Genomic DNA, 23,012 nt, shown 5'->3' with positions numbered 1-23,012 from the left:
TTCCGGATCGCTCCGTGTTGGTCGTCATAGGCCGAAACATTTCTCCGGCCCGTTTTTGTTATGTCTTGTCCGTCCCGCCGGATCGGCGAAACAGGTTGCGTAAACGCAGGCCAAGCCCCGGATTGCGGCGTGGCTTGGGTGCCGGGTCCGGCGTAGGGGCCACGGGCGCAGGGGTTGGATCTGCCTGAGGGGCGATCAACTGCACCTCTTTCGCTGTGGACTCAATCACTTCAGGACGCGCTTGAGGGGCCGGAGCAGGCAGTATCGCCAACGGATCAGGCCCCGCCAGCAGCGGGTAACGCCGCCCATCCACCAGCGCCGTCGCAGGTTCGGCTTCTGCGCCGGTCACTTTGCGCCAGATCACCAGTAGGATCATGTAGGGCGGCATCGGCACCGTGGGCAGCGTCTCCATCACCTTTGCGGGCAGAAACGAACTGAAATCGCGGCTTCCATCGCGCGACAGACGACGTGAATTAGAATAGGTGCGCGCGCGGATCGGGCGTATCCCGGCCACCATGATTTGATCGGGGCGCTCGCCACGCCAAACAGAGCTTTGCATCGCCAAAGCCGCATCCCTGAACCCGGAAACCTTTTCACCAACCATACGAACATTTTCATCCGGCTTGACCGCCCAGATCCCCGCCATGCCCAAAAGGCGCATGGCGACGACCATCTGCGATTCAACAACCAGATGCCACACCTCCAGCCCAGCTCCCAACATGTCGCTCGAGCTGGGAGGTGTTTGTTGTGAGTTCCCTATCATTCCTTGAACGGCTGTGCCGGTTTCGAGGGCTGCTTACGACGGCGGTTCGCCGGTTTATCATCCGTCGCGATTTCAGATGTGGCCACCTTGTCGCTCGCGCTTTTGGCGGGGGCTGACTGTTTTGTGGCCGCTTTTTTCGCAGCGGGCTTCTTGGCTGCTGGTTTGGGCGCAGCCTTGGCAGCCGGTTTGGGCGCCGCTTTGGCCGCAGGTTTTGGTTCGGCCTTGGCAGCGGGCTTGGGCTCAGCCTTGGCGGCGGGTTTTGCCTTGGCAGCAGGTTTCTTGGCTGCTGGCTTTTTCGCAGCAGGAGCGGGCTTAGCAGGCGCCTCTACCTTTGCTTCTGTCACAGGTTCTGGGGCAGGCGCAGCTTTTGCGGCAGGTTTCTTGGCCGCTGGCTTTTTGGCCGCAGGTTTGGGGGCTGCCTTCTTGGCAACGGGTTTGGGCTTGGCGACCGGGGTCGGTGCATTTGCCGGGGCCGGCGTCGCTATGCCCAAGGGCACCTCAAGCGTCGGCAAAATCGGGTTGAACTTCTGGGCCAGTTCAATCCAAGAGTTCATAACCGTCATCTGCATTTCGACAGATTTCGCCCACATCTGGACGGCATTGTTATATGACGCCGCACAAGCGGCAGGAGAGGCGTAAACCATAGCGAATTCCTTTGCGTTCATGGATCGAGATCCCCCATGACGAGTTGATTAAAACCGAAAACTTTCCGCGCTCCGGCAAGTGGCACAAGGGCCACCTCTCGGCCTTGACCCGGCTCAAAACGCACCGCGGTGCCTGCAGCGATATCCAGCCGCATGCCCTGTGCCGCGTCCCGGTCAAATTCCAGCGCAGTATTGGTTTCAGCAAAGTGATAGTGCGACCCCACCTGAACCGGGCGATCCCCGGTATTGGCAACGGTAAGGGTCAGGGCCTTCCTGTCGGCGTTGAGGGTAATGTCTCCCTCTTTTATAAAATATTCTCCGGGGATCATTTGCGCACCTTTACAACTGCATAGGTGACAGCCGCCCCAAAACTGGTGGCAAGGATCAGCGTGGCCGCGTCAAAGCCATGCGGGTGCAGATGCGCGCCCGAATGGGCCATGGCGGGCGAAGCACAGAGCGCGAAAAGCGGGATAAGTCGTTTCATGGGTGGCTCCTTCTTCAGCGGATCGGATGGTGTACGGTGACCAGTTTGGTGCCATCGGGGAATGTCGCCTCGACCTGCACTTCGTGGATCATTTCGGGAATGCCCGGCATGCACTGGGCGGCGGTGACGACATGCGCGCCCTCCTCCATCAGTGTCGCCACTGATTTGCCGTCTCGCGCACCTTCGACCACATAGTCGGTGATCAGCGCGATTGCTTCGGGATGGTTGAGCGTGACGCCGCGCTCCAGCCGCCCGCGCGCCACCATGGCGGCCAGGCTAACCAGAAGCTTGTCTTTTTCGCGGGGGGTCAGGTTCATGCCGTGTCTTCCTCAAAGTTGCCAAACGCGCGGCAGCGGACCGCCGCGCAAAGTTGTGATGGCTTTGGCCAGCGCTTTACGCACCGGCATTGCGTCTGTGCCCATGAAACGCGCGACGCATTTGCCGTTCCAGCCCGAGGCGGCCGCACCTGTTTCAGGCAAGACCGACCGCAGGGTTTCCAGCGCATCTTCTGCGCCCGGCGCGATCAAGGCAAGCGTCGCAAAGGCGCGCGCATGGCTCAACCCCGCTGCCGAGGCGCTTTTCAACAGATTGTCATCGGTGATCTGTAGCGGCTCGATCAGTTCGGGCCGACCGTCGCGGGTCACATGGCGCAGATCATTGAACCGAATGCGACGCAGCTCTTCGCCCATGGCAATACGGCCCAGCACGACCATTTCCACCATCAACAGATGCGCGTCGCCCGTCAGGGCAATTGTTGTCCGTCGCGTCAGCGCGCTGTCTTCAAACAGAATCGTTTCTTGCGGCAACCAATCCAGATGCGCCCCGGCGCCAACGGTCAAATCTACGTTCAGCTGGGCATTGCCCCCTGACGACGCATAGGCCCGTTCAGCGGTCTGGGTGGTTGCGGTGGCGCGGGCGTTCTCGGCCAGATCCAACGCAAAGCGCATTTGATCTCCACCGGTTAACCCCCCGGCAGTGTTCAAAAAAACCACCTCAGGGGCGGCGCCATGAACACGTGGCAACATCGCCTTTGCTGAGCCGGATTGATGCAGATGGGTCAGACGCGCACCACCGGGTGCCGCGCGCAATGCAACCTCTGCCCTTCCTCGGGTCCGTTGCATGAGGTTTAGGGAGTCGGTTTGGTCCAACATCGACTCTTCATATCCATCTTCTGCGGTTGGGGTCAGCATAGCACAATGCCGCACTGCAGCAATGCCCATAGTTTGGGCAAATGCTGTGCGCCACCCAATCCAACGCCCATATTTTGATCACCCATGAATCCGCCTTGGCGCCCCGCCAAGCGCGATCTCCTCTGGAAACCGCGCCGCCAATTGTGTAACCGCAAGGCATGACCCAGACACTGACGATCCGCCGCCCCGATGACTGGCACCTGCACCTGCGCGATGGCGCCATGCTGCAAGGCGTGCTGCCCGAAACCGCGCGCCATTTCGGCCGCGCGATCATCATGCCCAATCTGGTGCCCCCCGTGGTGACCGGCGCCGATGCGGCCGCCTATCGCGACCGGATCATGGCCGCCCTGCCCGACGGCATGGATTTCAAACCGCTGATGACCCTCTATCTGACCGAGGACACCGACCCCGAAGACTTGGCTGCGGCCCATGCCTCGGGCCTGATCACCTCGGTCAAACTCTACCCGGCGGGCGCAACCACGAACTCGGCCAGCGGCGTGACCGATTTTGACAAAGTGCGCCCGGTTCTTGAAAAAATGGCCGAGATCGGCTGCCCGCTGTGTGTGCACGGCGAGGTGGTCGATGCCGACATCGACATCTTCGACCGTGAAGCCGTGTTCATCGACCGCGTGCTGGACCCGATCCGCCGCGCCACCCCCGGCCTGCGCGTGATCATGGAACACATCACCACCGCCGACGGGGTGAACTATGTGAAATCCAACGAAAGCGGTCTGGGCGCGACGATCACCACGCATCACCTGATCATCAACCGCAACCACATTCTGGTGGGTGGGATCAAGCCGCACTATTACTGCCTGCCCGTCGCCAAACGCGAAAGCCACCGTCTGGCACTGGTTGAGGCCGCGACCTCGGGCGACAGCCGTTTCTTCCTGGGCACCGACAGTGCGCCCCACACCGACGACAACAAGGAAAGCGCCTGTGGCTGCGCCGGGGTCTTCTCGGCCACCAACACCATGAGCTGCCTTGCAGAGGTGTTTGATACCGCCAATGCGCTGGACAAGCTGGAAGGCTTTGCCAGCTTGAACGGCCCCGCCTTCTATGGCCTGCCCGCAAACACGGCCACCATCACCCTGACCAAGGGCGATCCGGTGGACTATCCCGATAAAATTCAGACCGGCGCCGGCCCGGTCACCATGTTCGATCCCGGCTTCCCGCTGCACTGGCACGTGGACGCATAAGAAAGGCGCAAAATGATCCCCACCAGCTTCCCCGCCAAAGAAGAAATCGCCCGCCTGACCGCCCGCGCCCTGCTGGAAATCGGCGCGGTGGATTTCAACGCGCGCGAGCCTTTCACCTATGCCTCGGGCCTGCAGGGGCCGACCTATGTGGATTGCCGCAAGATCATCAGCTTCCCGCGCGTGCGCTCCACGCTGCTGGACTTCATGGCCGTCACCGTGATGCGCGACGCGGGGTTTGAGGCCTTTGACAACATCGCCGGCGGTGAAACGGCTGGCATTCCTTTTGGCGCCTGGGTTGCCGAACGTCTGGCGCTGCCCATGTCCTATGTGCGCAAAAAGCCTAAAGGCTATGGCCGCAATGCCCGGATTGAGGGCGCGATGACCGAAGGCCAAAACGTGCTGCTGGTCGAGGATCTGACCACCGATGGCGGCTCGAAACTGTCGTTTGTGGATGCGATCCGCGAAACCGGCGCCTCCTGCGGCCACACAGCCGTTGTGTTCTTCTATGATATCTTCCCGGGCACCCGTGAACGTCTGGCGGAACATGGTGTGGAACTGCACAGCCTGTGCACATGGTGGGACGTTCTGGCCGAAGCCAAGGCAGCCGAATCTTTTGACGCCGAAACCCTGGCCGAGGTCGAATCATTCCTGAATGATCCCCGCGCCTGGCAGGAAGCGCGTCAGAAAGGCTGACGTAACACGGGCCATTTCGCCGCGACGACGGGCACGGCCTGTTACATTTCTTTGGAATAATTGTCGCATTTGTCACGGATGCTGCCACAAAATCTGGCGCTGCTGCCGGGTGCGCTCTGCGACAATTTGTGCTAATCTGCTTGTCCACAGGCTATCCACAGAAACATACAATTTGATCGGTCCGCAGCGGGGTCTCTATACCCGCATCTTACGGGGTGACAGGGAAGAAAAATGAACGAGATCGCACAGATCCGTAACGGGGACGACACAGCGGACGAGGCAGGCACACTGCCCCACAGCATCGAGGCCGAGCAGCAACTGCTGGGCGCGATCCTGACGAACAATGATGTGTATGACAGGATCGCGTCCGTTATCCAGCCCAGTCATTTTTACGAACCGGTCCATGCCCGGATTTTCGAAACCGCCGCCGCGCGGATTCAGAAAAATGCGCTGGCCTCGCCGGTTACGCTGAAAGCCTTTCTGGAAGAAGACGAAGGCCTGAAAGAACTGGGCGGCCCGGCCTATCTGGCCCGTCTGGCAGGGGCCGCGATCTCCAGCTTTGCGGCGCGAGACTATGCCCAGATGATCTATGATTTCGCCATCCGGCGCGAGCTGATCCGTCTGGGCCACGACATCTCGGCCAAGGCTGGCTCGGTTAAGGTCGACAGCGAACCCAAAGAACAAATCGTCGAAGCCGAACAGGCGCTCTATAAACTGGGCGAAGAAGGCCAGTCTGAAAGCGGCTTTCAAAGCTTTTTGCACGCCGTCACCGACGCGGTGAACGTGGCCAACGCCGCCTACCAGCGCGACGGCGGTCTGGCGGGGGTTTCCACCGGCCTGATCGACATGGACAACAAGCTGGGCGGGCTGCACCCTTCTGACCTTTTAATCCTTGCTGGGCGGCCCTCAATGGGCAAAACCTCGCTGGCAACCAACGTCGCGTTTAACATTGCTAAGGCCTATAAACGCGGGCTGAAACCGGATGGTTCGGAAGGGGCTATCGAGGGCGGCGTTGTCGGCTTTTTCAGCCTTGAAATGAGCGCCGAACAGCTGGCAGGCCGGATTTTGGCCGAGGCCTCAGAAATCAGTTCGCACAAGATCCGTCAGGGCGATATGACCGAGGCCGAGTTCCGCCGTTTTGTCGAAGCCGCCAAACAGCTGGAAGCCTGCCCGCTTTACATCGACGATACCCCGGCCCTGCCGATCAGCCAGGTCGCCGCGCGCGCGCGCCGTCTGAAACGGACGCATGGGCTGGACGTGGTGATCGTGGACTATTTGCAGCTGCTGCGCGGCTCGGCGGAAAACCGGGTGCAGGAAATCGGCGAAATCTCGATGGGTCTGAAAGCCATCGCCAAGGAACTGAATATCCCGGTGATCGCTCTGTCACAGCTGTCCCGTCAGGTGGAAAACCGCGACGACAAACGCCCCCAGCTGTCAGACCTGCGGGAATCGGGCTCGATCGAGCAGGATGCCGATGTGGTGATGTTCGTGTTCCGCGAGGAATACTATGTCGAACGCGAAAAGCCTTCGGACGAGCGGCTGGATGAAATGGCCGCTTGGCAGGAACGCATGAGCCGCCTGCATGGCAAGGCCGAAGTGATCATCGGCAAGCAGCGTCACGGCCCCATCGGCACGGTCGAACTCTCCTTCGAGGCCCAGTTCACCCGCTTTGGAAATCTGGTCAAAGCTTGGCAACAAGGCGCCGATCAGGAATTCTGATTCCCCTTGACCTTGGCCAACACGCGGACGAAACCCTATCCATGGCAACTGGTAAACTACATATCGATCTTGGCGCCCTGGTGCGCAATTGGCAGGCTCTGGATGCGCAAAGCGCGGACAGTGTTGAAACCGCAGCTGTTGTAAAAGCCGATGGTTACGGCCTTGGGGCACCGCAAGTGGCACGGGCCTTGGCACGCGCCGGAGCGCGGCGCTTTTTCGTGGCTGCCGCCGAAGAAGGCGCCGCTGTGCGTCAGGCGCTTGGCCCGGGGCCGCAGATTTGCGTCTTTTCTGGCCATATGGCCGGCGACACCGACATGATCCACGATCTTGATCTGGTGCCAATGCTGAATTCGCTGGAACAGCTGACCCGCCATCTGGAGGCGTTGCCGGGCCGACCGTTCGGCATTCAGCTGGACACCGGCATGAACCGACTGGGCATGGAACCCGCCGAATGGGGCGCCGTTGCGGAAATCGCGCTGGGGGCCGGGCCGGAACTGATCATGAGCCACCTTGCCTGCGCAGATGAACCGGATCACCCGCAGAACCAACAACAGCTGGACACGTTTCGCGCCATGACCGACGGGTTGAATGTACCGCGGTCTCTGGCGGCGACCGGCGGCATCCTGATGGGCCCTGACTACCATTTCGACATCACCCGCCCGGGCGTTGGCATGTATGGTGGTGCCCCGTTTGAAGACGCCAGCCCGGTGGTCAACCTGTCTCTGCCCGTCATTCAAATTCGCGAACTTGAGCCCGGGGAAACCGTGGGCTATTCGGCCACCTACACCGCGCAGGAACCCACAGTGATCGCCACCGTCTCGGGCGGTTATGCGGATGGCTTGATCCGTGCCATGTCCGGGCGCGGCCACCTGTTCTTTGAAGGCGCGCCCTGCCCAATCGCGGGCCGGGTTTCGATGGATCTGATCTCGGTCGACATCACCCACCTCAGCAGCGCCCCCAAAGCCCTAGAGATCCTTGGCCCCGACCAGACGGTCGACGATCTGGCCAATGCGGCAGGCACAATCGGATATGAAATCCTGACCTCTCTGGGTGCACGCTATGCCCGCCAATACAACGGCACGGGGCAGCACGCATGATCAGCGCCTCGCTGGCGGGACTGGGCCGCGCGTCCCTTGGCCTGATCGCCGGCGTAGGGCGCGCTGTGATCTTTGCCGCACAAACCTTGGTGGCGCTGATCCGCCCGCCCTTTTACCTCAAAGAGTTCCTGCAAGCCCTTTTGACCATTGGCTATTTCAGCCTTCCGGTGGTCGGACTTACCGCGCTGTTCACCGGCGCGGCGCTGGCCCTGCAAATCTATGCAGGCGGCGCGCGATTTAGCGCCGAACAGGTGGTTCCCTCGATCGTCGCCATTGGCATGACACGTGAACTGGGCCCGGTTCTGGGCGGGTTGATGGTGGCGGCGCGCGTCGCCAGCTCCATCGCGGCGGAAATCGGCACGATGAAAGTGACCGAACAGATCGACGCGCTGGTCACGCTCTCTACCGACCCGATGCGCTATCTGACCGTACCGCGCGTTCTGGCCGCCACGCTGGCGGTGCCGGTGCTGGTCGGTGTGGGCGATGCTATCGGCATTTTCGGCGGCTATCTGGTGGGCGTCACCCGGCTGGGATTCAACCCGGCCAACTATCTGCAAAACACCGTCGATTTTCTGGAATTCTGGGACGTCGGCTCGGGCCTCGTCAAAGGCGCGGTGTTTGGCTTTCTGGTGGCTCTGGTCGGCTGCTATTACGGCATGAACTCGGGTCGCGGCGCCCAAGGCGTGGGCCGCGCCACCAAATCCGCAGTGGTGACCGCATCGGTGATGATCCTGGCCTCCAATTACATCCTGACCGAGGCCTTCTTTACCTCATGATTGAACTGCAAGGCGTCCATAAATCTTTCGGCCCCAAAAAGGTGCTGCGCGGGGTCGATCTGAAAATCGATTCAGGCGAAAGCATGGTGATCATTGGCGGCTCGGGCACCGGTAAATCGGTGACGCTGAAATGCGTGCTGGGGCTGATCGCACCAGACGCTGGGCGCATCGCGCTGGACGGTCAAAACGTCGCCAAACAAGACAGAGACGCCTTTCTGGCAAAGTTCGGCATGCTGTTTCAGGGCGGCGCGCTGTTTGACAGCATGCCGGTCTGGCAAAACGTCGCCTTCCGCCTGCTGCGCGGCTCTCTGAAACGGCCCAAGTCCGAAGCCCGCGAGATCGCCATCGAAAAACTCCGCCGCGTTGGCCTGACCCCGGATGTCGCCGACCTGTTCCCGGCGGAACTGTCGGGCGGCATGCAAAAACGTGTGGGCCTGGCCCGCGCCATCGCCGCCGACCCGCAGGTGATCTTTTTTGATGAACCCACCACGGGTCTCGACCCGATCATGGCCGGTGTGATCAATGACCTGATCCGCGAGATCGTGGTGGAAATGGGCGCCACAGCGATGACCATCACCCACGATATGTCCTCGGTGCGCGCCATCGCCGACAAGGTCGCCATGCTCCATGACGGGGTGATCAAATGGTCCGGCCCCGTCGCCGAGATGGACACCACCCCCGACCCTTACGTGCGCCAGTTCGTCTCGGGCGTGGCCGAAGGCCCGATCGAGGCAGTGCGCTAATCCCCCCTGTCCGACCAAAATTTTCCCGGTAGAATCACGCCCTGAATCGTTTCCACACGTTCAACGGTCCGTTACCGCGCGCTTTTCCCCTCAAAAATTGGCGGATTTTCGCCTATTATGGAGACAGTTCATATTGTCTGGGGGTTCATATGTTTCGAAGTCTTTTCAATACCCAAGGAGGGGTTGCTCGCACGCTAAGGCTGTTTGCAATCGCTTACATCGCCCTGCTTTGCGCTGCTGCCGTGCTCAGCCTTGTCCTGTCTGCCACCGGGATCTGGCCTTGGCTGACGCTCGAGATCGCGGGCTGGGGCTACACCTTCCCGGCGGGCCACGTTGTTCAAATCGCCAGCGCAGGTCTTGGTGTTGCACTGCTGCTCTATCTGCCTTCGGCAATAAGAGTATCGCAGCTGGAGCACGCGCATCGCAAATTCTCCATGCGGATGGAGGACGTCGCCCATGCCTATCAGATCAGCCACCGTGCCGATCGCGAAGGGGTGTTCAACCTGTCGTCTGAATTTGACGCAGTGCGCGAACGCATGACCTACCTGCGCCAGCATCCCGATCTGTCCCGGTTAGAGCCGGACGTTCTGGAAGCAGCGGCGCAAATGAGTCACGTCAGCCGCGATCTGGCAACTGTGTACTCGGATGAAAATGTTGACCGCGCAAAAGCCGTGCTGAAGCAACGCCAGACCGAAGTCTCAGAGCTGCAAGAACGTATCAACCACGCCAAATCGCTGACAGACGAGCTGCGCCGCTGGACGACACAGGTCTCGGTCGAGGAATCCGTGGCCGATCAACAGATCGAACAGCTGTGCAAAGATCTGGCCGACCTGCTGCCAGAGTTGAACGACACGCCCGCATCGGGCATAGCTCGGGCAACGACAAAAACCGAGGGCAGCAAAGTTGTCAGTATTCCCGCTGTACTGGCCGGTCTGGGCAACGCTGCAGAGTAAGTGAACGACATGGCAAGATGGGCAAACCTCGCCCTGCTGATCCTGTTTCCCATCGCCTGGTTCGCCCCGCTTATGCGGGCCGGGTTGGGCTTGCCATTCTTTGACCTTGACGAAATCAGCGTCGTCTCGGGCCTGCAAGCCCTGTGGGACACAGATATCTTCTTGGCACTTCTGGTCACGATCTTCGCCCTATTCGCCCCGTATCTAAAAACCATCGGGCTTGCTCTGATCCAATTCGACCTGGCAAGCCCCCGCTTGCTGCCGACGCTGGCCACACTGGGCAAACTGGCCATGGCAGACGTCTTCCTGATTGCCCTCTACATCGTTGTGGTCAAAGGCGTGGGCCTGGCCAAAGTCGAAACAGCCTGGGGCCTGTACCTGTTTTCCTTCTGCATTTTGGCCTCGCTGGCGCTTTCCCTGCGGGAAAGCGCCAAAGCCCGCTAGAGCGGGCTGCCTGCGGCGCGGATATTTTAACCAAAGCAAAACCCTTTTGGGCTTTTTTAACCCTACGGTACAGGCGGGGACGCCGATGACCGTCCGAAGCAAGACGCCCTGCTCCATGCCACGGAGCAGGGCGCGCCAAATCCGGGCTTGCTTTGGCCAAATATCCCGGGGGAGTCGCCAGACGGGGGCAGCGCCCCCTTCCCCGCTTGCCAAACCAGAACAAAACGGGCACAAGCAAGGCATGCCCAAACCAACTGTCAGCTACATCTGTTCCGCCTGCGCCGCCGTTCACAAGAAATGGTCAGGCCGTTGTGATGCTTGCGGCGAATGGAACTCTATCACCGAAGAAGCCCCCCTATCTGCAGGCCCGACAAAGAAAAGCCTGGGCGCCGACCGGGGGCGCGCCATCGCACTTAAGGACCTGGCAACCGAGGAAACCCCACCCCAGCGTACAAAGTCAGGCCTGTCAGAACTGGATCTGGTTCTAGGTGGCGGGTTGGTGCCTGCCTCGGCATTGTTGGTTGGGGGCGACCCGGGCATCGGGAAGTCAACACTTCTGTTACAAGCCGCCGCCAGTTTCGCACGCGCGGGTCTGTCTTGTGTCTATGTATCGGGCGAAGAAGCCAGCGCCCAAGTCCGCATGCGCGCCCAGCGACTCGGCCTGTCAGACGCGCCGGTGAAACTGGCAACCGAAACCAATCTGCGCGACATCCTGACCACCTTGGATAAAGAGCGGCCCGAGCTGGCAATCATCGACTCGATCCAAACCATGTGGGCCGACAATGTCGACAGCGCGCCGGGCTCCGTAAGCCAGGTTCGCGCCGCCGCGCATGAACTGACCACCTTTGCCAAACGCACCGGTACCGCTGTGGTCCTTGTCGGCCATGTGACCAAAGAGGGCCAAATCGCCGGTCCGCGCGTGGTCGAACATATGGTCGATACGGTGCTCTATTTTGAAGGTGAGCGTGGTCATCAGTTCCGCATCCTGCGCGCCGTCAAAAACCGCTTTGGCCCGGCAGATGAAATCGGCGTGTTCGAAATGACTGGGAGAGGTCTGAGTGAGGTCACCAACCCCTCAGCCCTGTTCTTGTCCGAACGCGACAAACCCGCCCCCGGCTCGGCCGTGTTTGCTGGCATCGAAGGCACCCGCCCGGTGCTGACCGAAATTCAGGCCCTCGTCGCGCCCTCGCCCCTGGGAACCCCCAGGCGCACGGTTGTCGGGCTCGATTCGGGGCGGCTCTCTACCACTCTGGCCGTTTTGGAGGCCCGTTGCGGCATCCCTTTCGCAGGGCTGGATGTGTTCTTGAATGTTGCTGGCGGGATGCGCGTAACCGAGCCAGCGGCCGATCTTGCCGTTGCCGCCGCACTTTTATCTGCCCGAGAAGACGTCGCCCTGCCGCCAGATACAGTGGTTTTTGGTGAAATCAGCCTTTCCGGCGCCTTACGCCCCGTGGGCCAGACAGAAAACAGGTTGAAAGAAGCGCAAAAACTTGGTTTCTCACATGCAATCGCACCGTCCCGCGCTAAAGCGGGGGGGCAGACCGGAATAACATTGCGGCACATGACGGATTTAACAGGATTCGTCGGAGACATATTCGGCGCAGGCTGAAAGCCACGGGGACAGGGACATGGAAGGTTTCACCATCATCGACGCGGTTGTGGCGGCCGTTATTATTATCTCGGCAATTTTGGCCTATTCGCGCGGACTGGTGCGCGAAAGCATGGCCATTGTCGGATGGATCGCCGCGGCCATGCTGGCCTTTATGTTCGCTTCACAGGCAGAACCGTTGGTCAAACAAATCCCGATTCTGGACGACATTATCAAGGACAGTTGCGAGCTGAGCATCATCACAGCCTTCGCTGCGGTATTTGCCGTGGCGCTGATCCTGGTGTCGATTTTCACACCGCTCTTTTCATCGATGGTGCAACGTTCCGTTTTGGGCGGGCTGGATCAGGGGCTTGGCTTCCTGTTCGGTGTCGCACGCGGCGTGCTTTTGGTCGCCGTTGCGTTCTTCGTCTATGAGATGGTGGTCACCTCGGACCCCGTTCAGGTGGTCGATGACAGCCGCTCCTCGGCCGTCTTCTCGAAGATCACTGGCAAAATCGCGGATCGTGATCCCGAAGCGGCTTTGGGATGGCTGACGGACCGCTACGGCGATCTGGTCGGAAGCTGCGGCGCGAACTAAACACGTTTGAGGGGGCGCTGCCCCCGCCTTGCGGCTCCCCCGGGATATTTGGCCAAAGCAAGCCGAAAAAGTCGCGCATCCGGGACCCTTGCTTTGGGTCAAATATCCGCGCCGCAGGCAACGCGCGGCACGCGCGTTTAGATATGCGTTCGCTTTTCGGCGCGCTCTGGCCGCTCCAGATGTGGCACTGCGTTAAACGTATCCAGCACCAGTTGATCGCCGGCTTTCACGTAGCGATGGATGGAACTGTTATAGACCTGCAACAACACCTTACTGAGCGCCGAGAGTTCTAGCTGCATCAGGATTTTCATCGCCATCCCGATGACACCGCCTGATGTCACCATCAACACACGTCCGCCCAGATTGTCCGCGTGATCAATCATCGCGCTGATACGGGTTTCAAAGGCGTCGAAGCTTTCCAGGTGGCTGTGGATCTGGCCGCGCGACCAGACTTCTAAAATCTGCGGCACATGGGCGATGAAACTTTCGCGATCGGTTGGGAAATCCACGGCATGGCTTTCCAGCAGCGAGTGCGAAAGACCAAAGTAATCCATTTCGTTGAGCCGCGCATCCTGATGGACCCTCAGCCCCAATTGGTCGGCCACGATCCGGGCAGTGTCCTGCTGGCGCTTCAACGTGCCGCTGATCACGTGATCAAACCCGCGTCCCGCCGTTATGAAATGCTGGCCCAGCCATTGAGCCTGTTCGCGCCCGGTGTCAGAGAGTTGATCATAGCTGGCTTCGTCCTGAGCACCGGTGTTGGCCTGCCCATGTCTGACGAATGTAAGTTCAACCATTTCACGCTCCTGCCGCCTTTGGGTTTGGTCTAGCGCGCGGGCCTCTTGACCTCCAGCCTAATTCGCCGCAAACCCCGATCCATGACTGATACAAAACTTGCCCTGATCACCGGCGCCTCCCGCGGTTTTGGTGCGGCACTTGCCGAAGAGCTGGCCGTCGCGGGCTGGCATGTGATTGCCGTTGCCCGCACCACCGGTGCTCTGGAAGAGCTGGACGACCGCGCCCGGGCGCGCGGCGCGCAGCCTATGACCCTTGCCCCTATGGACGTCACCGACCCCGATGCCATGCGCCATCTATGCCGATCCGTCCATGACCGTTGGGGGGCGCTGGACTTGTGGGTGCATACCGCCATCCATGTGCCGCCGATGTCTCCGAGCGACCATCTGGATGAAAAAGACTGGGCCAAGACCATCGCCACCGGCGTCACCACACCCGGCCTGTTGATCCCGTTCGTTGCGCCGCTTTTGAATTCGGGCACAGCCGTGTTCATCGACGATGACAATGCGGGCAAGTTTCTGGGCGCCTACAGTGCGGCCAAAGCGGCCCAACGCGCCCTTTTCGGGGCCTGGCAGGCCGAAACGCAAAATACCCAAGCCACTGCCAAGGTGCTGCGTTTTGTGCCCGCCCCGATGCCCACAGCCACCCGCGCCCGGTTTTACCCCGGCGAGGACCGCGATGCCCTGACCGCGCCCCAAAGCGAAGCCCTGCGCCTGATCGCCGCCTTGGGGTGAGGCACCGCTTGCCCGGGGCTTCTGGCTTGACTATTGAGGAAGGGCAGGCAGCAACGGGCGGCATAACATGCGCATTCTCATCACCAACGACGACGGTATCAACGCGCCCGGCCTGAAGGTTCTGGATGCTATCGCGCAAGACATCGCTGGCCCGGACGGAGAAGTCTGGACAGTGGCGCCCGCTTTTGAGCAGTCCGGCGTGGCGCATAAAATCTCGTACACCCATCCGATGATGATCGCCCGACTGGGCGCGCGCCGCTATGCCGCTGAAGGCTCGCCCGCCGATTGCGTGCTGGCAGGGCTGCATGACGTCATGACCGATGCCAAACCCGATCTGGTGCTCTCGGGCGTGAACCGGGGCAATAACGCCGGCGAAAACGCGCTCTACTCTGGTACGTTGGGCGGCGCCATGGAGGCGGCGCTTCAGGGCCTGCCCGCCATCGCACTGTCACAGTATCTGGGTCCGACAAACTATGACCCCGATATTCAGTTTGAAACTGCCGCAGCCCATGGCACGCAGACCGTGCGCGCGCTGCTTGATCGGGGCCTGTGGGATGGCGATGATTACCGGCTGTTCTACAATGTGAATTTCCCGCCTGTGCGGGCAGCGGACGTAAAGGGCCTTAAAGTCTGCGCTCAGGGTTACCGGCGCGATGCGTTCTTTGGCGTCCAGCCGCATAAATCTCCGGGTGGCAAGAAATTCCTGTGGATCACCGGTGGGCCGCAAAACACCCCCACCGCACCGGGCACGGATGTCGCCCTGAACCTTGATGGCTATATCGCCGTTACCCCGATGCGCGCCGATCTGACCGCGCATGATACCTTGGCTGAACTAAAAGAGAGCCTGGAATGAGCGACACCGCCGAGCGCAAAATGCAGTTCCTTTTCGCCCTGCGCTCGCGCGGGGTGACGGATGCACGGGTGCTGTCGGCGATGGAATCTGTGGACCGCGGCCAGTTTGTGCAGGGCCTGTTTGAGGGCCGCGCCTATGAAGACATGCCGCTGCCGATCTCTTGTGGGCAGACCATCAGCCAACCCTCTGTCGTGGGGCTGATGACACAGGCTGCCAAGGTGCAGCCACGCGACAAGGTTCTGGAGGTCGGGACAGGCTCAGGCTATCAGGCGGCGATCTTGTCGCATCTTGCGCGCCGGGTCTACACGGTCGAACGCCATCGCGGCCTTGTGGCCGAAGCGCAGAAACGGTTTGAAGCCCTGTCGCTGAATAATGTGATCGCCATGCTGGGCGATGGATCACACGGATTGCCCGATCTGGCCCCCTTTGACCGCATCATTGTGACCGCCGCCGCCGAAGACCCCCCCGGCCCGCTCTTGGCTCAACTGCGTGAGGGCGGTATTATGGTCTTGCCCGTGGGTCAGTCCGACGCGGTGCAAAGCCTGATCAAGGTTACGCGCACCGCCACCGGATTCGACTATGAGGAGCTCTTACCAGTGCGGTTCGTCCCGCTGGTAGAGGGGATCGGTAGAGACCAGTAACCAAGGCCACAAAAGCCCGGACAAACACGGGATAGGCCGACATTGAGGAACGAGCCATGCCTGCCCATTCGCGCGCAGCCTGTATTTCCCGTGCCGCCCTATTGGCCAGCGCCGTATCGCTGGCTGGGTGCTCGGATTTTGACATCGACCTGCGCAATAACGGCGCCAATACATCGGCCGCCGCCCAACAAGCCACCGCCGATCTGCCGCGCCCGGATGATCGCGGCGTGATTTCATATCCCACCTATCAGGTCGCCGTGGCCCGGCGCGGAGATACTGTCGCCGATGTGGCCGCACGGGTCGGCGTGGACAGCGCCGCTCTGGCACAACATAACGCCATGGAACCCACCACATCCCTGCGCGACGGCGAAATCATCGCCCTGCACACGCGCGTAGCCGAACCCTCGCCCGCCACCGGCTCCCCGACCACGGGGCCGATCCAGTCGCCGGACGTGATTGACATCACCACACTGGCCGGCGGCGCGATTGACCGCGCCAGCACGGGGCAGCCCGCCGTTGCCACCACCGCCGAAGGCACCAAAGTGGCTGTGGCGCCGGAACCCGTCCGGCATCAGGTCCAGCGCGGCGAAACCGCCTATTCGATCTCTCGTATCTACGGGGTCTCAGTGTCTGCGCTGGCTGAGTGGAATGGTCTGGGTCCTGAACTTAGCCTGCGCGAAGGCCAATACCTGCTGATCCCGATCACCGGCGACACGGCCCCAACCAATGCCGATGAAACCTCGCCACCGGGTGGGTCCTCGGTTTTGGCCGCGCCTCCCAGCGCCGCCACCCCGCTGCCTGCCGATGAAGCCGCCCGCACCACCCCGGTTGATCTCCCCGCCTCGCCCGATCTTGGATCGGATGCCACGGTCAGCTCGGAACTGGCCATGCCGGTGAACGGCCCCATCATTCGCGGCTTCAAGAAAAAGTCCAATGACGGGATCGATATTTCCGCCAGCGCAGGCAGCACCGTCAAAGCCGCCGAAGCCGGTACCGTCGCCGCGATCACCCGTGATACCGATCAGGTTCCTATTCTGGTCATCCGCCACACCGATAGCCTGATGACCGTCTATGCCAACATTGACAGCATTACGGTGGAAAAAGGCGACAGTGTCACCCGGGGTCAAACCATCGCCAAAGTGCGCGCCGGTGATCCAGCCTTTGTTCATTTCGAAGTACGCGAAGGGTTTGAGAGCGTCGATCCCCTGCCCTATCTGGAGTAAGGGGGCGCTGCCCCCGGCCCTTTGGGCCTCCCCCGGGATATTTCGCCCAAAGCAAATGCAAGAAAAGAGCCCCGGTCCGGGGCCCTTGCTTTGGTTCAAATATCCGCGCCGCAGGCGCAGCTTTCAGATCAGCGATCCCGCATCACATGGGCACCAAACGGGTTGTCGATCACCATTTTCCAGCTGCCATCAGATTGGCGGTGTAGCACCGCGACGGACAGGCCGCTTTGGGCCATTTGTGATCCATCCGGGGCCGTGCCGGTCATGTCCCACGGGGTCAGGTGCAGGGCCGTGTCGCCGTTCACGATCACCTCGTGTTCGCCATAGGTGAAATGGGGATTGAAGCCAAAGAACATCTCAAACCCGGCGCGGATGTGGGTCGGGTCACTGGCCGGGCTGGCAGGTTCAAAGTTGATGGTGGCCTGAGATTCATACGCAGCCATCACGCCGTCCAGATCTTTGGCGTGGAACGCTTCGGTCATGCCGGTGATGGTGGCCAGTACGTCTTGTTGATCCTGTGTCATGGGAACTCCTTCATTTGACAAGGCGGGGGTGGTGACGGCAACGCACAGCGCAGCCGCCGCGAAAAAGCGGTTCATGGGTTTCTCCTTGGGTGAAAGGGCCTTAGCCCGGCGGGTCGACCGCGGCCATCAGGGCTTTGGTCAGATCGTGGGGGGCGGCAAGCGCGCCGGTGGCGCGTTGCAGCGTGATCGCCTTCAGGCCCGCTTCGGCGCGGGCGACGCGGGTTTTGACGGTGTCGTAATCCGGCGCATCAGGCGCGGGCGCCTTGGGCAGACGCCCCAGTGCCTGTGCCGCAGGCAGGCGGCGCGGGCAGCTGCATTTGGCCGCCGGGTTGGCCAGCCCACAGACGCGCGCGGTGAAGCCTTGCACATCGGCCCGCGCCCGCGACAAGCGTTTGCGGTAATTGGCCGGCGTGATGTCCAGCAGCCCGGCCGCCTGTGCATGGTCCATTTCCAGAATGTCGCCCAGCACGTAAGCCAGCCGGTGGTTCACATCCAGACACAGCAGCATGGCCATGGTGCAGGCCATGCGCAGCTCGTTCAGCATCACCGTATCGGTCGCATCGGGGGTGTCCGACAGGCCGTCATGTAGGTCGGCCTCGAAGGCCTCAAACGTCAGGCCCTGACGGCCGTTGCGTACGGTCAGCAGATGGTTGGTGGCGATCCGGTAGACCCAGGTCGAAAAGGCGCTGTCACCGCGAAAGGCGGACAGGTTGGTTACCACACGGATCAGGATTTCCTGCGTCGCCTCGCGCGCGTCCTCGGGCAGGGCCAGCATCCGCAGCGCCAGCCTGTGCACCTGATCCTGCACGGACAGCACCACGCGTTCCAGCGCCTGTTTGTCACCGCCCTGTGCGGCCTGAATGTCGGAAAGGTCTGCCATGGGGCGCCTCATCTGATTGCCTATACTTAGTTAGACATCAGTTGGGAGCGATCTGTGACAAACTATTTTGTTATTTTGTCAGCGCGACGCCTCTGCGGCCCGCCAGATCGGTAAAATACTGCCACGCCACCCGGCCTGAACGCGACCCGCGCGTGGCCTGCCATTCGATGGCTTCGGCCCGAAGCGTATCGTCATCAATCTGCACATCGTAAGCGTCGCAATAGCCCCGGATCATGGTCAGGAACTCGTCCTGATCGCAGGGATGGAAGCCCAGCCACAACCCGAACCGATCCGACAGCGAAACCTTTTCCTCGACGGCCTCGGACGGGTTGATCGCGCTGGAGCGCTCATTCTCGATCATGTCGCGCGGCATCAGGTGGCGACGGTTCGAGGTGGCGTAGAACACCACATTTTCCGGGCGCCCTTCGATACCACCGTCCAGCACCGCCTTAAGCGATTTGTAGTGCTGATCATCATGGCTGAAGGACAGATCATCGCAAAACAGGATGAACCGCGTATCAGGTACAGCGCGCAGATGCGTCAGCAGGCGGGCGATGGTGGCCAGATCTTCGCGTTGGATTTCGACGATCTTGAGCGGCAGGCCCTGATCGACCACCGCCGCATGCACGGCCTTGACCAAGGACGACTTGCCCATCCCACGGGCGCCCCACAAAAGCGCGTTGTTGGCCGGCAGGCCGCGGGCGAATTGCAGGGTGTTTTCCAGCAGCGTATCCCGCGAGCGGTTGATCCCCACCAGCAGCTCAAGCGCCACGCGGTTGACCTTGGGCACCGGCACCAGATGATCCGGTGAAACCTGCCAGACAAAGGCATCCGCAGCGGCGAAGTCGGGGGCCGCGGCCGGGGCGGGGCTGACCCGCTCCAGCGCTTCGGCGATCCGTTTCAGGTACTCAGTGTCAGACATCACTTGGTGTCGTCGACCTGACCCGGGTCGTCTTCTTCGATGTCACCATCCTTGGATTCCTCCTCTGCGTCGAACTCGTCAACCAGCGGATCGTCCTTGGTGGGGGTAAAGGCGGCTTGGGTTTCGGCGTCGGCATCTGCTGCCTCGGCTTCGTCGGCCTCTTCTTCGTCTTCGTCCTCGTCAAACCACAGGCCCTGCGCACGCAGATCGCGTTCGCGTTTCTTTTCAACGCGCCCAACAAGGAAGATCGAGACTTCATAGAGCCCATAGACCACGGTGAACAGGATCAGCTGTGTGACCACATCCGGCGGGGTCACCAAAGCGGCCAGCAGCAAGATCGCCACCATGGCGTATTTGCGCACGCCGCCCAGACCGGCGGCGCTGACCAGACCGGCCTTACCCATCAAGGTCAGCAGAACCGGTAGCTGGAAACACAGGCCAAAGGCGATGATAAATTTCAGCGTGATATCAAGGGATTCATTCACCTTACCAAAGAAGGTGATCTTGATGCCGTCATCGGTTTCCGGCACCACCGCCGCCGCGTCCACGGGCAGGTTAGGCACCGCCGTCGACAACAGATTGGCAAAGATCGAACTGACATCGGCAAAGCCAAGGAAGAACGCCATGGCCAGCGGGGTCACGACGAAATGCGCGAACGCGGCCCCCAGCAGAAACATCACCGGCGAGGCGATGATAAAGGGCAAGAATGCGTTCTTTTCGTTCTTATAAAGCCCCGGCGCGACAAACCGCCAAAGCTGATGCGCAATAACCGGGAAGGCCAGCGCAAAGCCAAACACCATCGAGATGCGGAACAGCGTGAAAAGGTATTCCTGGGGCGAGGTATACTGCAACGTCGGGGCCGGATCGCCCAAATCGCGCAGGGTCGCTTCGATAGGGGCCAACAGGAATTGCAGGATCGGCTCGGCCACGGCAAAGGCCAGAACGATGCCTACGATAAACGCCCCGACGGCACGGATCAGCCGCGTGCGCAGCTCGGCCAGATGTTCAATCAACGGGGCGCTGGTTTCTTCGATCTCGGGCTCGGCGTCGCTCATGCGTCGGTCTTTCCAGCACTGTCTTCAGGCGTGGCCTTGGTGTCGGCTTCGGCCTTTGCGGCCTCTTGCGCGGCAATGCGCGCCTCCGCCTTTTTGGCGGTGGCCTCGTTGATCTTGCGAGCAGCTTCGGCCCGTTCTTCAGACAAAGGCTCGGTCTTGGCGGGCTCGGTCTTGTCCTTGCCGGGCATCGGTGGCTGCCACTTTTCGAACTTTTCGACCGCGTCATTCACCGCATCCAGCCCCATCTTCTTGGGGTTGGTGGCCGCCTTCAGATCGCTGGCCACATCTTTGACGCCCGCCTCATCGGCGGCATCATTCATGGCGCGCTGAAACTCGCGCGCCATGCCCTTTGCCTTGGCGGTAAACCGGCCCAGAGTGCGGAACATTCCGGGCAGGTCTTTGGGGCCGACGACAATAAGCGCGACAATCCCAACCACTAAAAGCTCGGTCCAGCCAAGATCAAACATGCGACACCTGCCTTGCGCGGATCAGAAAGATCAGACTTTGTCTTTTTCTTCGACTTCCACTTCGGGCGTGATGTCCTTGGCGGCTTCCATTTCGTTTTCAAGCTCTTCGGTGCCGTCTTTGACACCTTTCTTGAAGGCGGTGATGCCTTTGCCCACTTCGCCCATCAGCGACGAGATTTTACCGCGGCCAAACAGCACCAGAACCACGACGGCGATAAGCAGAAGGCCGGGCAGGCCGATATTGTTGAGCATGGTCTTCTCCCCTACGGGCCGCCTCAAGGGCGCCCTGATTGATATTCGTCAAAAACATTTATGGGTTCACGACTAAAGTGCAAACCCCATTTGGCACGGAAATGACGATTTCTTTCACAAATCCCATTCCATGGGCAATCATCTGCCGCATTCAAGGGTGTGAATGTTTGATTTTTTCCGCAAAATGCGCGCGACTCACTCGTTAAAGGAGACTCCGATGCATACCGAGGATTTGGGCGGCAAGACGCTGGAACACTGGAACCCCGAAGATGTCGCCGCTGCGATGGCGCAGGGCGCGATTACCCTGATCGACGTGCGCACGCCGCAAGAATACATGTTTGAACATATCCACGGCGCGCTTTTGATGCCGATGGCCGGATTTGACCCCAAGTTTCTGCCCACAGCGGGCGAACGCCCCTTGGTGCTCCATTGCGGCTCGGGCGTGCGGTCGCGCAAAATGGCCGAGTCCTACCTGGCCGCCGGTCACAGCAAAATCGCGCATCTGGATGGCGGGTTCGGCGCCTGGAAAACCGCGAACAAGAAATACATCGGCACCAATATGGCCACCGGCGCACCGCGTGAAATGGGGGGTTAACCCTTAGCTGGCGGCAATGGAATCGCTGTGGGTCGAGGGAAAGACCAAACAGCGATCACGCCGGATCAGCAGCCACATCGGCGTGTCCGGCTTGGGCAGGAACACGCCGGGCAAGGTCGCTTTCAAAAGCGAGCCGTCATATTCCATGCGGAATTCCACAAGGCTTTCGTCGCCCATGAACCGGGCCCGTTCGACCCTGCCGCGTGCGGGCATGCCATTTTGCGGCGTGGCCGAAGGGGCGTGACCGTTGCGGTCAAATTCGATCTTCAGATGCTGTGGGCGAATGGCGATATCGACCAACGAACCATCCGGTAGCCCCGGCGTCATGAACTCGCCAAACGGCGTGGCCGCCATCATGTTATGCACCGAACTGGTGATCACATTCAGGTCTGAAAAGAAGGCCGCCGCTGCGCGATCCACCGGCGCGTTGTACATATTGTAAGGCGCACCGCGCTGGACCACCTTGCCATCCCGCATCAACACGATCTGATCGGCCATGCGCATGGCCTCTTCGGGCTCATGGGTCACCAACAGAACGGCTGTGCCCTCTTCTTTCAGCACGGCCAGCGTTTCATCGCGAATGTCGTCGCGCAACCGGTTGTCGAGTCCTGAGAACGGCTCGTCCATCAGCATAATGCCGGGGCGCGGCGCCAAGGCGCGGGCCAGCGCGACGCGCTGTTGCTCCCCGCCCGAAAGCGCATGGGGGTATTCATCAGCGTAATGGGCAAGGCCGACACGGGTCAGCAACTCATGCACCCGCGCGGCGCGTTCTGCCCGGCGGGATTTGGTCAGCCCAAAAGCGACATTCTGGGCCACGCTCAGATGCGGAAACAGCGCAAAGTCCTGAAACATCATCCCCACGGAACGCCGTTCAGGCGGGACTCGGAACTGGGTGTCGCAGATCAGCTTGCCGTCGATATAAATCTCGCCGCTGTTTTGCATGTCCACGCCCGCGATGATGCGCAAGGTGGTGGACTTGCCACAGCCAGACGGCCCCAACAGACAGGTGACCTCGCCCGGGGCCACCGACAACGACACGTCATCCACAACCTTTCGCCCGCCAAACTGACGAGTGATGTTGCGAATTTCCAGTCGCGGGGGGGCTTCAGCCAAGGCGCACCTCATTTCCTAGAGAAAACATAGGATATTGCAGCCGGGATACCAAGCGGTGCCCCGGCGC

Annotated in this window: 29 protein-coding genes; 15 read left to right on the top strand and 14 right to left on the bottom strand. The window is 60.9% G+C overall.

The window, feature by feature from the left end:
• Positions 1 to 58 precede the first annotated feature (58 nt).
• From ATO10_RS15815 to ATO10_RS00610, 6 genes are read right to left on the bottom strand one after another with little or no spacing between them, the layout of a single operon-like run.
• Complete coding sequence (locus tag ATO10_RS15815; RefSeq protein ID WP_051597867.1) at positions 59 to 721, bottom strand: hypothetical protein; 663 nt, start codon at positions 719 to 721, stop codon at positions 59 to 61.
• A 38-nt stretch (positions 722 to 759) separates the two neighbouring features.
• Complete coding sequence (locus ATO10_RS16490; RefSeq protein WP_051597866.1) at positions 760 to 1,407, bottom strand: hypothetical protein; 648 nt, start codon at positions 1,405 to 1,407, stop codon at positions 760 to 762.
• A 17-nt stretch (positions 1,408 to 1,424) separates the two neighbouring features.
• Positions 1,425 to 1,736, bottom strand: coding sequence for an urease subunit beta (locus ATO10_RS00620; protein ID WP_035246753.1), 312 nt, complete (start codon positions 1,734 to 1,736; stop codon positions 1,425 to 1,427).
• Complete coding sequence (locus tag ATO10_RS16335) at positions 1,733 to 1,891, bottom strand: hypothetical protein (RefSeq protein WP_155886665.1); 159 nt, start codon at positions 1,889 to 1,891, stop codon at positions 1,733 to 1,735. Before ATO10_RS16335 ends, ATO10_RS00620 begins: the two co-directional genes overlap by 4 nt.
• 14 nt (positions 1,892 to 1,905) lie before the next feature.
• Entirely contained in the window at positions 1,906 to 2,208 is a 303-nt protein-coding gene (locus tag ATO10_RS00615; RefSeq protein WP_035246752.1) for an urease subunit gamma, read from the bottom strand.
• Between the two features lie 12 nt (positions 2,209 to 2,220).
• A complete protein-coding gene (locus ATO10_RS00610; protein ID WP_035248190.1) occupies positions 2,221 to 3,042 on the bottom strand; it encodes an urease accessory protein UreD in 822 nt (273 codons plus the stop codon).
• Between the two features lie 197 nt (positions 3,043 to 3,239).
• Here ATO10_RS00610 and pyrC point away from each other — a divergent pair, with 197 nt between their 5' ends.
• The 10 genes from pyrC to ATO10_RS00560 all read left to right on the top strand — a co-directional run bounded on the left by pyrC (position 3,240) and on the right by ATO10_RS00560 (position 12,891).
• Complete coding sequence (gene pyrC / locus ATO10_RS00605; RefSeq protein WP_035246750.1) at positions 3,240 to 4,280, top strand: dihydroorotase; 1,041 nt, start codon at positions 3,240 to 3,242, stop codon at positions 4,278 to 4,280.
• Positions 4,281 to 4,292: 12 nt separating this feature from the next.
• Complete coding sequence (locus tag ATO10_RS00600; RefSeq protein ID WP_035246748.1) at positions 4,293 to 4,973, top strand: orotate phosphoribosyltransferase; 681 nt, start codon at positions 4,293 to 4,295, stop codon at positions 4,971 to 4,973.
• Positions 4,974 to 5,204: 231 nt separating this feature from the next.
• Entirely contained in the window at positions 5,205 to 6,692 is a 1,488-nt protein-coding gene (locus tag ATO10_RS00595; protein WP_035246746.1) for a replicative DNA helicase, read from the top strand.
• 41 nt (positions 6,693 to 6,733) lie between these two features.
• The gene (alr, locus tag ATO10_RS00590) at positions 6,734 to 7,789 is read left to right on the top strand and encodes an alanine racemase (protein WP_035246743.1); all 1,056 of its coding nucleotides are present in this window, start codon (positions 6,734 to 6,736) and stop codon (positions 7,787 to 7,789) included.
• Positions 7,786 to 8,565 (top strand): MlaE family ABC transporter permease, encoded by a 780-nt coding sequence (locus ATO10_RS00585; protein ID WP_035246741.1) that lies wholly within the window; start codon positions 7,786 to 7,788, stop codon positions 8,563 to 8,565. Before alr ends, ATO10_RS00585 begins: the two co-directional genes overlap by 4 nt.
• The gene (locus ATO10_RS00580; RefSeq protein ID WP_035246740.1) at positions 8,562 to 9,308 is read left to right on the top strand and encodes an ABC transporter ATP-binding protein; all 747 of its coding nucleotides are present in this window, start codon (positions 8,562 to 8,564) and stop codon (positions 9,306 to 9,308) included. The genes ATO10_RS00585 and ATO10_RS00580 overlap by 4 nt, the downstream gene beginning before the upstream one ends.
• Positions 9,309 to 9,457: 149 nt before the next feature.
• Positions 9,458 to 10,261, top strand: a complete 804-nt coding sequence (locus ATO10_RS00575; RefSeq protein ID WP_155886664.1) for a DNA repair protein — start codon at positions 9,458 to 9,460, stop codon at positions 10,259 to 10,261.
• A gap of 9 nt (positions 10,262 to 10,270) precedes the next feature.
• Positions 10,271 to 10,705: a paraquat-inducible protein A gene (locus ATO10_RS00570; protein WP_035246737.1), complete on the top strand. Its 435-nt coding sequence runs from the start codon at positions 10,271 to 10,273 to the stop codon at positions 10,703 to 10,705.
• Between the two features lie 241 nt (positions 10,706 to 10,946).
• A complete protein-coding gene (gene radA, locus ATO10_RS00565) occupies positions 10,947 to 12,314 on the top strand; it encodes a DNA repair protein RadA (RefSeq protein ID WP_035246735.1) in 1,368 nt (455 codons plus the stop codon).
• Positions 12,315 to 12,333: 19 nt separating this feature from the next.
• Complete coding sequence (locus ATO10_RS00560) at positions 12,334 to 12,891, top strand: CvpA family protein (RefSeq protein ID WP_035246733.1); 558 nt, start codon at positions 12,334 to 12,336, stop codon at positions 12,889 to 12,891.
• Positions 12,892 to 13,028: 137 nt separating this feature from the next.
• Here ATO10_RS00560 and ATO10_RS00555 read toward each other — a convergent pair whose 3' ends face one another.
• Entirely contained in the window at positions 13,029 to 13,688 is a 660-nt protein-coding gene (locus tag ATO10_RS00555; protein WP_035246731.1) for a histidine phosphatase family protein, read from the bottom strand.
• A gap of 81 nt (positions 13,689 to 13,769) precedes the next feature.
• Here ATO10_RS00555 and ATO10_RS00550 point away from each other — a divergent pair, with 81 nt between their 5' ends.
• From ATO10_RS00550 to ATO10_RS00535, 4 genes are all read left to right on the top strand, one after another.
• The gene (locus ATO10_RS00550) at positions 13,770 to 14,420 is read left to right on the top strand and encodes an SDR family NAD(P)-dependent oxidoreductase (protein WP_035246728.1); all 651 of its coding nucleotides are present in this window, start codon (positions 13,770 to 13,772) and stop codon (positions 14,418 to 14,420) included.
• A gap of 67 nt (positions 14,421 to 14,487) precedes the next feature.
• Positions 14,488 to 15,273, top strand: a complete 786-nt coding sequence (surE, locus tag ATO10_RS00545) for a 5'/3'-nucleotidase SurE (RefSeq protein ID WP_035246725.1) — start codon at positions 14,488 to 14,490, stop codon at positions 15,271 to 15,273.
• Positions 15,270 to 15,914, top strand: a complete 645-nt coding sequence (locus ATO10_RS00540) for a protein-L-isoaspartate(D-aspartate) O-methyltransferase (protein WP_035246722.1) — start codon at positions 15,270 to 15,272, stop codon at positions 15,912 to 15,914. Before surE ends, ATO10_RS00540 begins: the two co-directional genes overlap by 4 nt.
• 56 nt (positions 15,915 to 15,970) lie before the next feature.
• On the top strand, positions 15,971 to 17,137 hold the full coding sequence (locus tag ATO10_RS00535) for a peptidoglycan DD-metalloendopeptidase family protein (protein WP_051597865.1): 1,167 nt from the start codon (positions 15,971 to 15,973) through the stop codon (positions 17,135 to 17,137).
• A gap of 128 nt (positions 17,138 to 17,265) precedes the next feature.
• Here ATO10_RS00535 and ATO10_RS00530 read toward each other — a convergent pair whose 3' ends face one another.
• The 6 genes from ATO10_RS00530 to ATO10_RS00505 form a co-directional block, all read right to left on the bottom strand.
• A complete protein-coding gene (locus ATO10_RS00530) occupies positions 17,266 to 17,736 on the bottom strand; it encodes a YybH family protein (protein ID WP_035246719.1) in 471 nt (156 codons plus the stop codon).
• A 25-nt stretch (positions 17,737 to 17,761) separates the two neighbouring features.
• A complete protein-coding gene (locus ATO10_RS00525) occupies positions 17,762 to 18,541 on the bottom strand; it encodes an RNA polymerase sigma factor (RefSeq protein WP_051597864.1) in 780 nt (259 codons plus the stop codon).
• A 70-nt stretch (positions 18,542 to 18,611) separates the two neighbouring features.
• Complete coding sequence (locus ATO10_RS00520; RefSeq protein WP_035246716.1) at positions 18,612 to 19,463, bottom strand: ATP-binding protein; 852 nt, start codon at positions 19,461 to 19,463, stop codon at positions 18,612 to 18,614.
• Entirely contained in the window at positions 19,463 to 20,518 is a 1,056-nt protein-coding gene (tatC, locus tag ATO10_RS00515) for a twin-arginine translocase subunit TatC (RefSeq protein ID WP_051597863.1), read from the bottom strand. Before tatC ends, ATO10_RS00520 begins: the two co-directional genes overlap by 1 nt.
• Positions 20,515 to 20,985 carry a Sec-independent protein translocase protein TatB gene (gene tatB / locus ATO10_RS00510; protein ID WP_035246713.1) on the bottom strand — a complete coding sequence of 157 codons (471 nt, stop codon included), beginning with the start codon at positions 20,983 to 20,985 and terminating at the stop codon, positions 20,515 to 20,517. Before tatB ends, tatC begins: the two co-directional genes overlap by 4 nt.
• A gap of 30 nt (positions 20,986 to 21,015) precedes the next feature.
• Positions 21,016 to 21,237 carry a twin-arginine translocase TatA/TatE family subunit gene (locus ATO10_RS00505; protein ID WP_035246710.1) on the bottom strand — a complete coding sequence of 74 codons (222 nt, stop codon included), beginning with the start codon at positions 21,235 to 21,237 and terminating at the stop codon, positions 21,016 to 21,018.
• A 217-nt stretch (positions 21,238 to 21,454) separates the two neighbouring features.
• Between ATO10_RS00505 and ATO10_RS00500 the strand changes: the two genes are divergently transcribed.
• On the top strand, positions 21,455 to 21,832 hold the full coding sequence (locus tag ATO10_RS00500) for a rhodanese-like domain-containing protein (protein WP_035246708.1): 378 nt from the start codon (positions 21,455 to 21,457) through the stop codon (positions 21,830 to 21,832).
• 3 nt (positions 21,833 to 21,835) lie between these two features.
• Here ATO10_RS00500 and ATO10_RS00495 read toward each other — a convergent pair whose 3' ends face one another.
• Positions 21,836 to 22,945 carry an ABC transporter ATP-binding protein gene (locus ATO10_RS00495; RefSeq protein WP_238323316.1) on the bottom strand — a complete coding sequence of 370 codons (1,110 nt, stop codon included), beginning with the start codon at positions 22,943 to 22,945 and terminating at the stop codon, positions 21,836 to 21,838.
• Positions 22,946 to 23,012 lie beyond the last annotated feature (67 nt).

The organism is Actibacterium atlanticum, from assembly GCF_000671395.1.
GTDB lineage: Bacteria > Pseudomonadota > Alphaproteobacteria > Rhodobacterales > Rhodobacteraceae > Actibacterium_D > Actibacterium_D atlanticum.
This window is presented reverse-complemented; position numbering and strand designations above follow the sequence as displayed.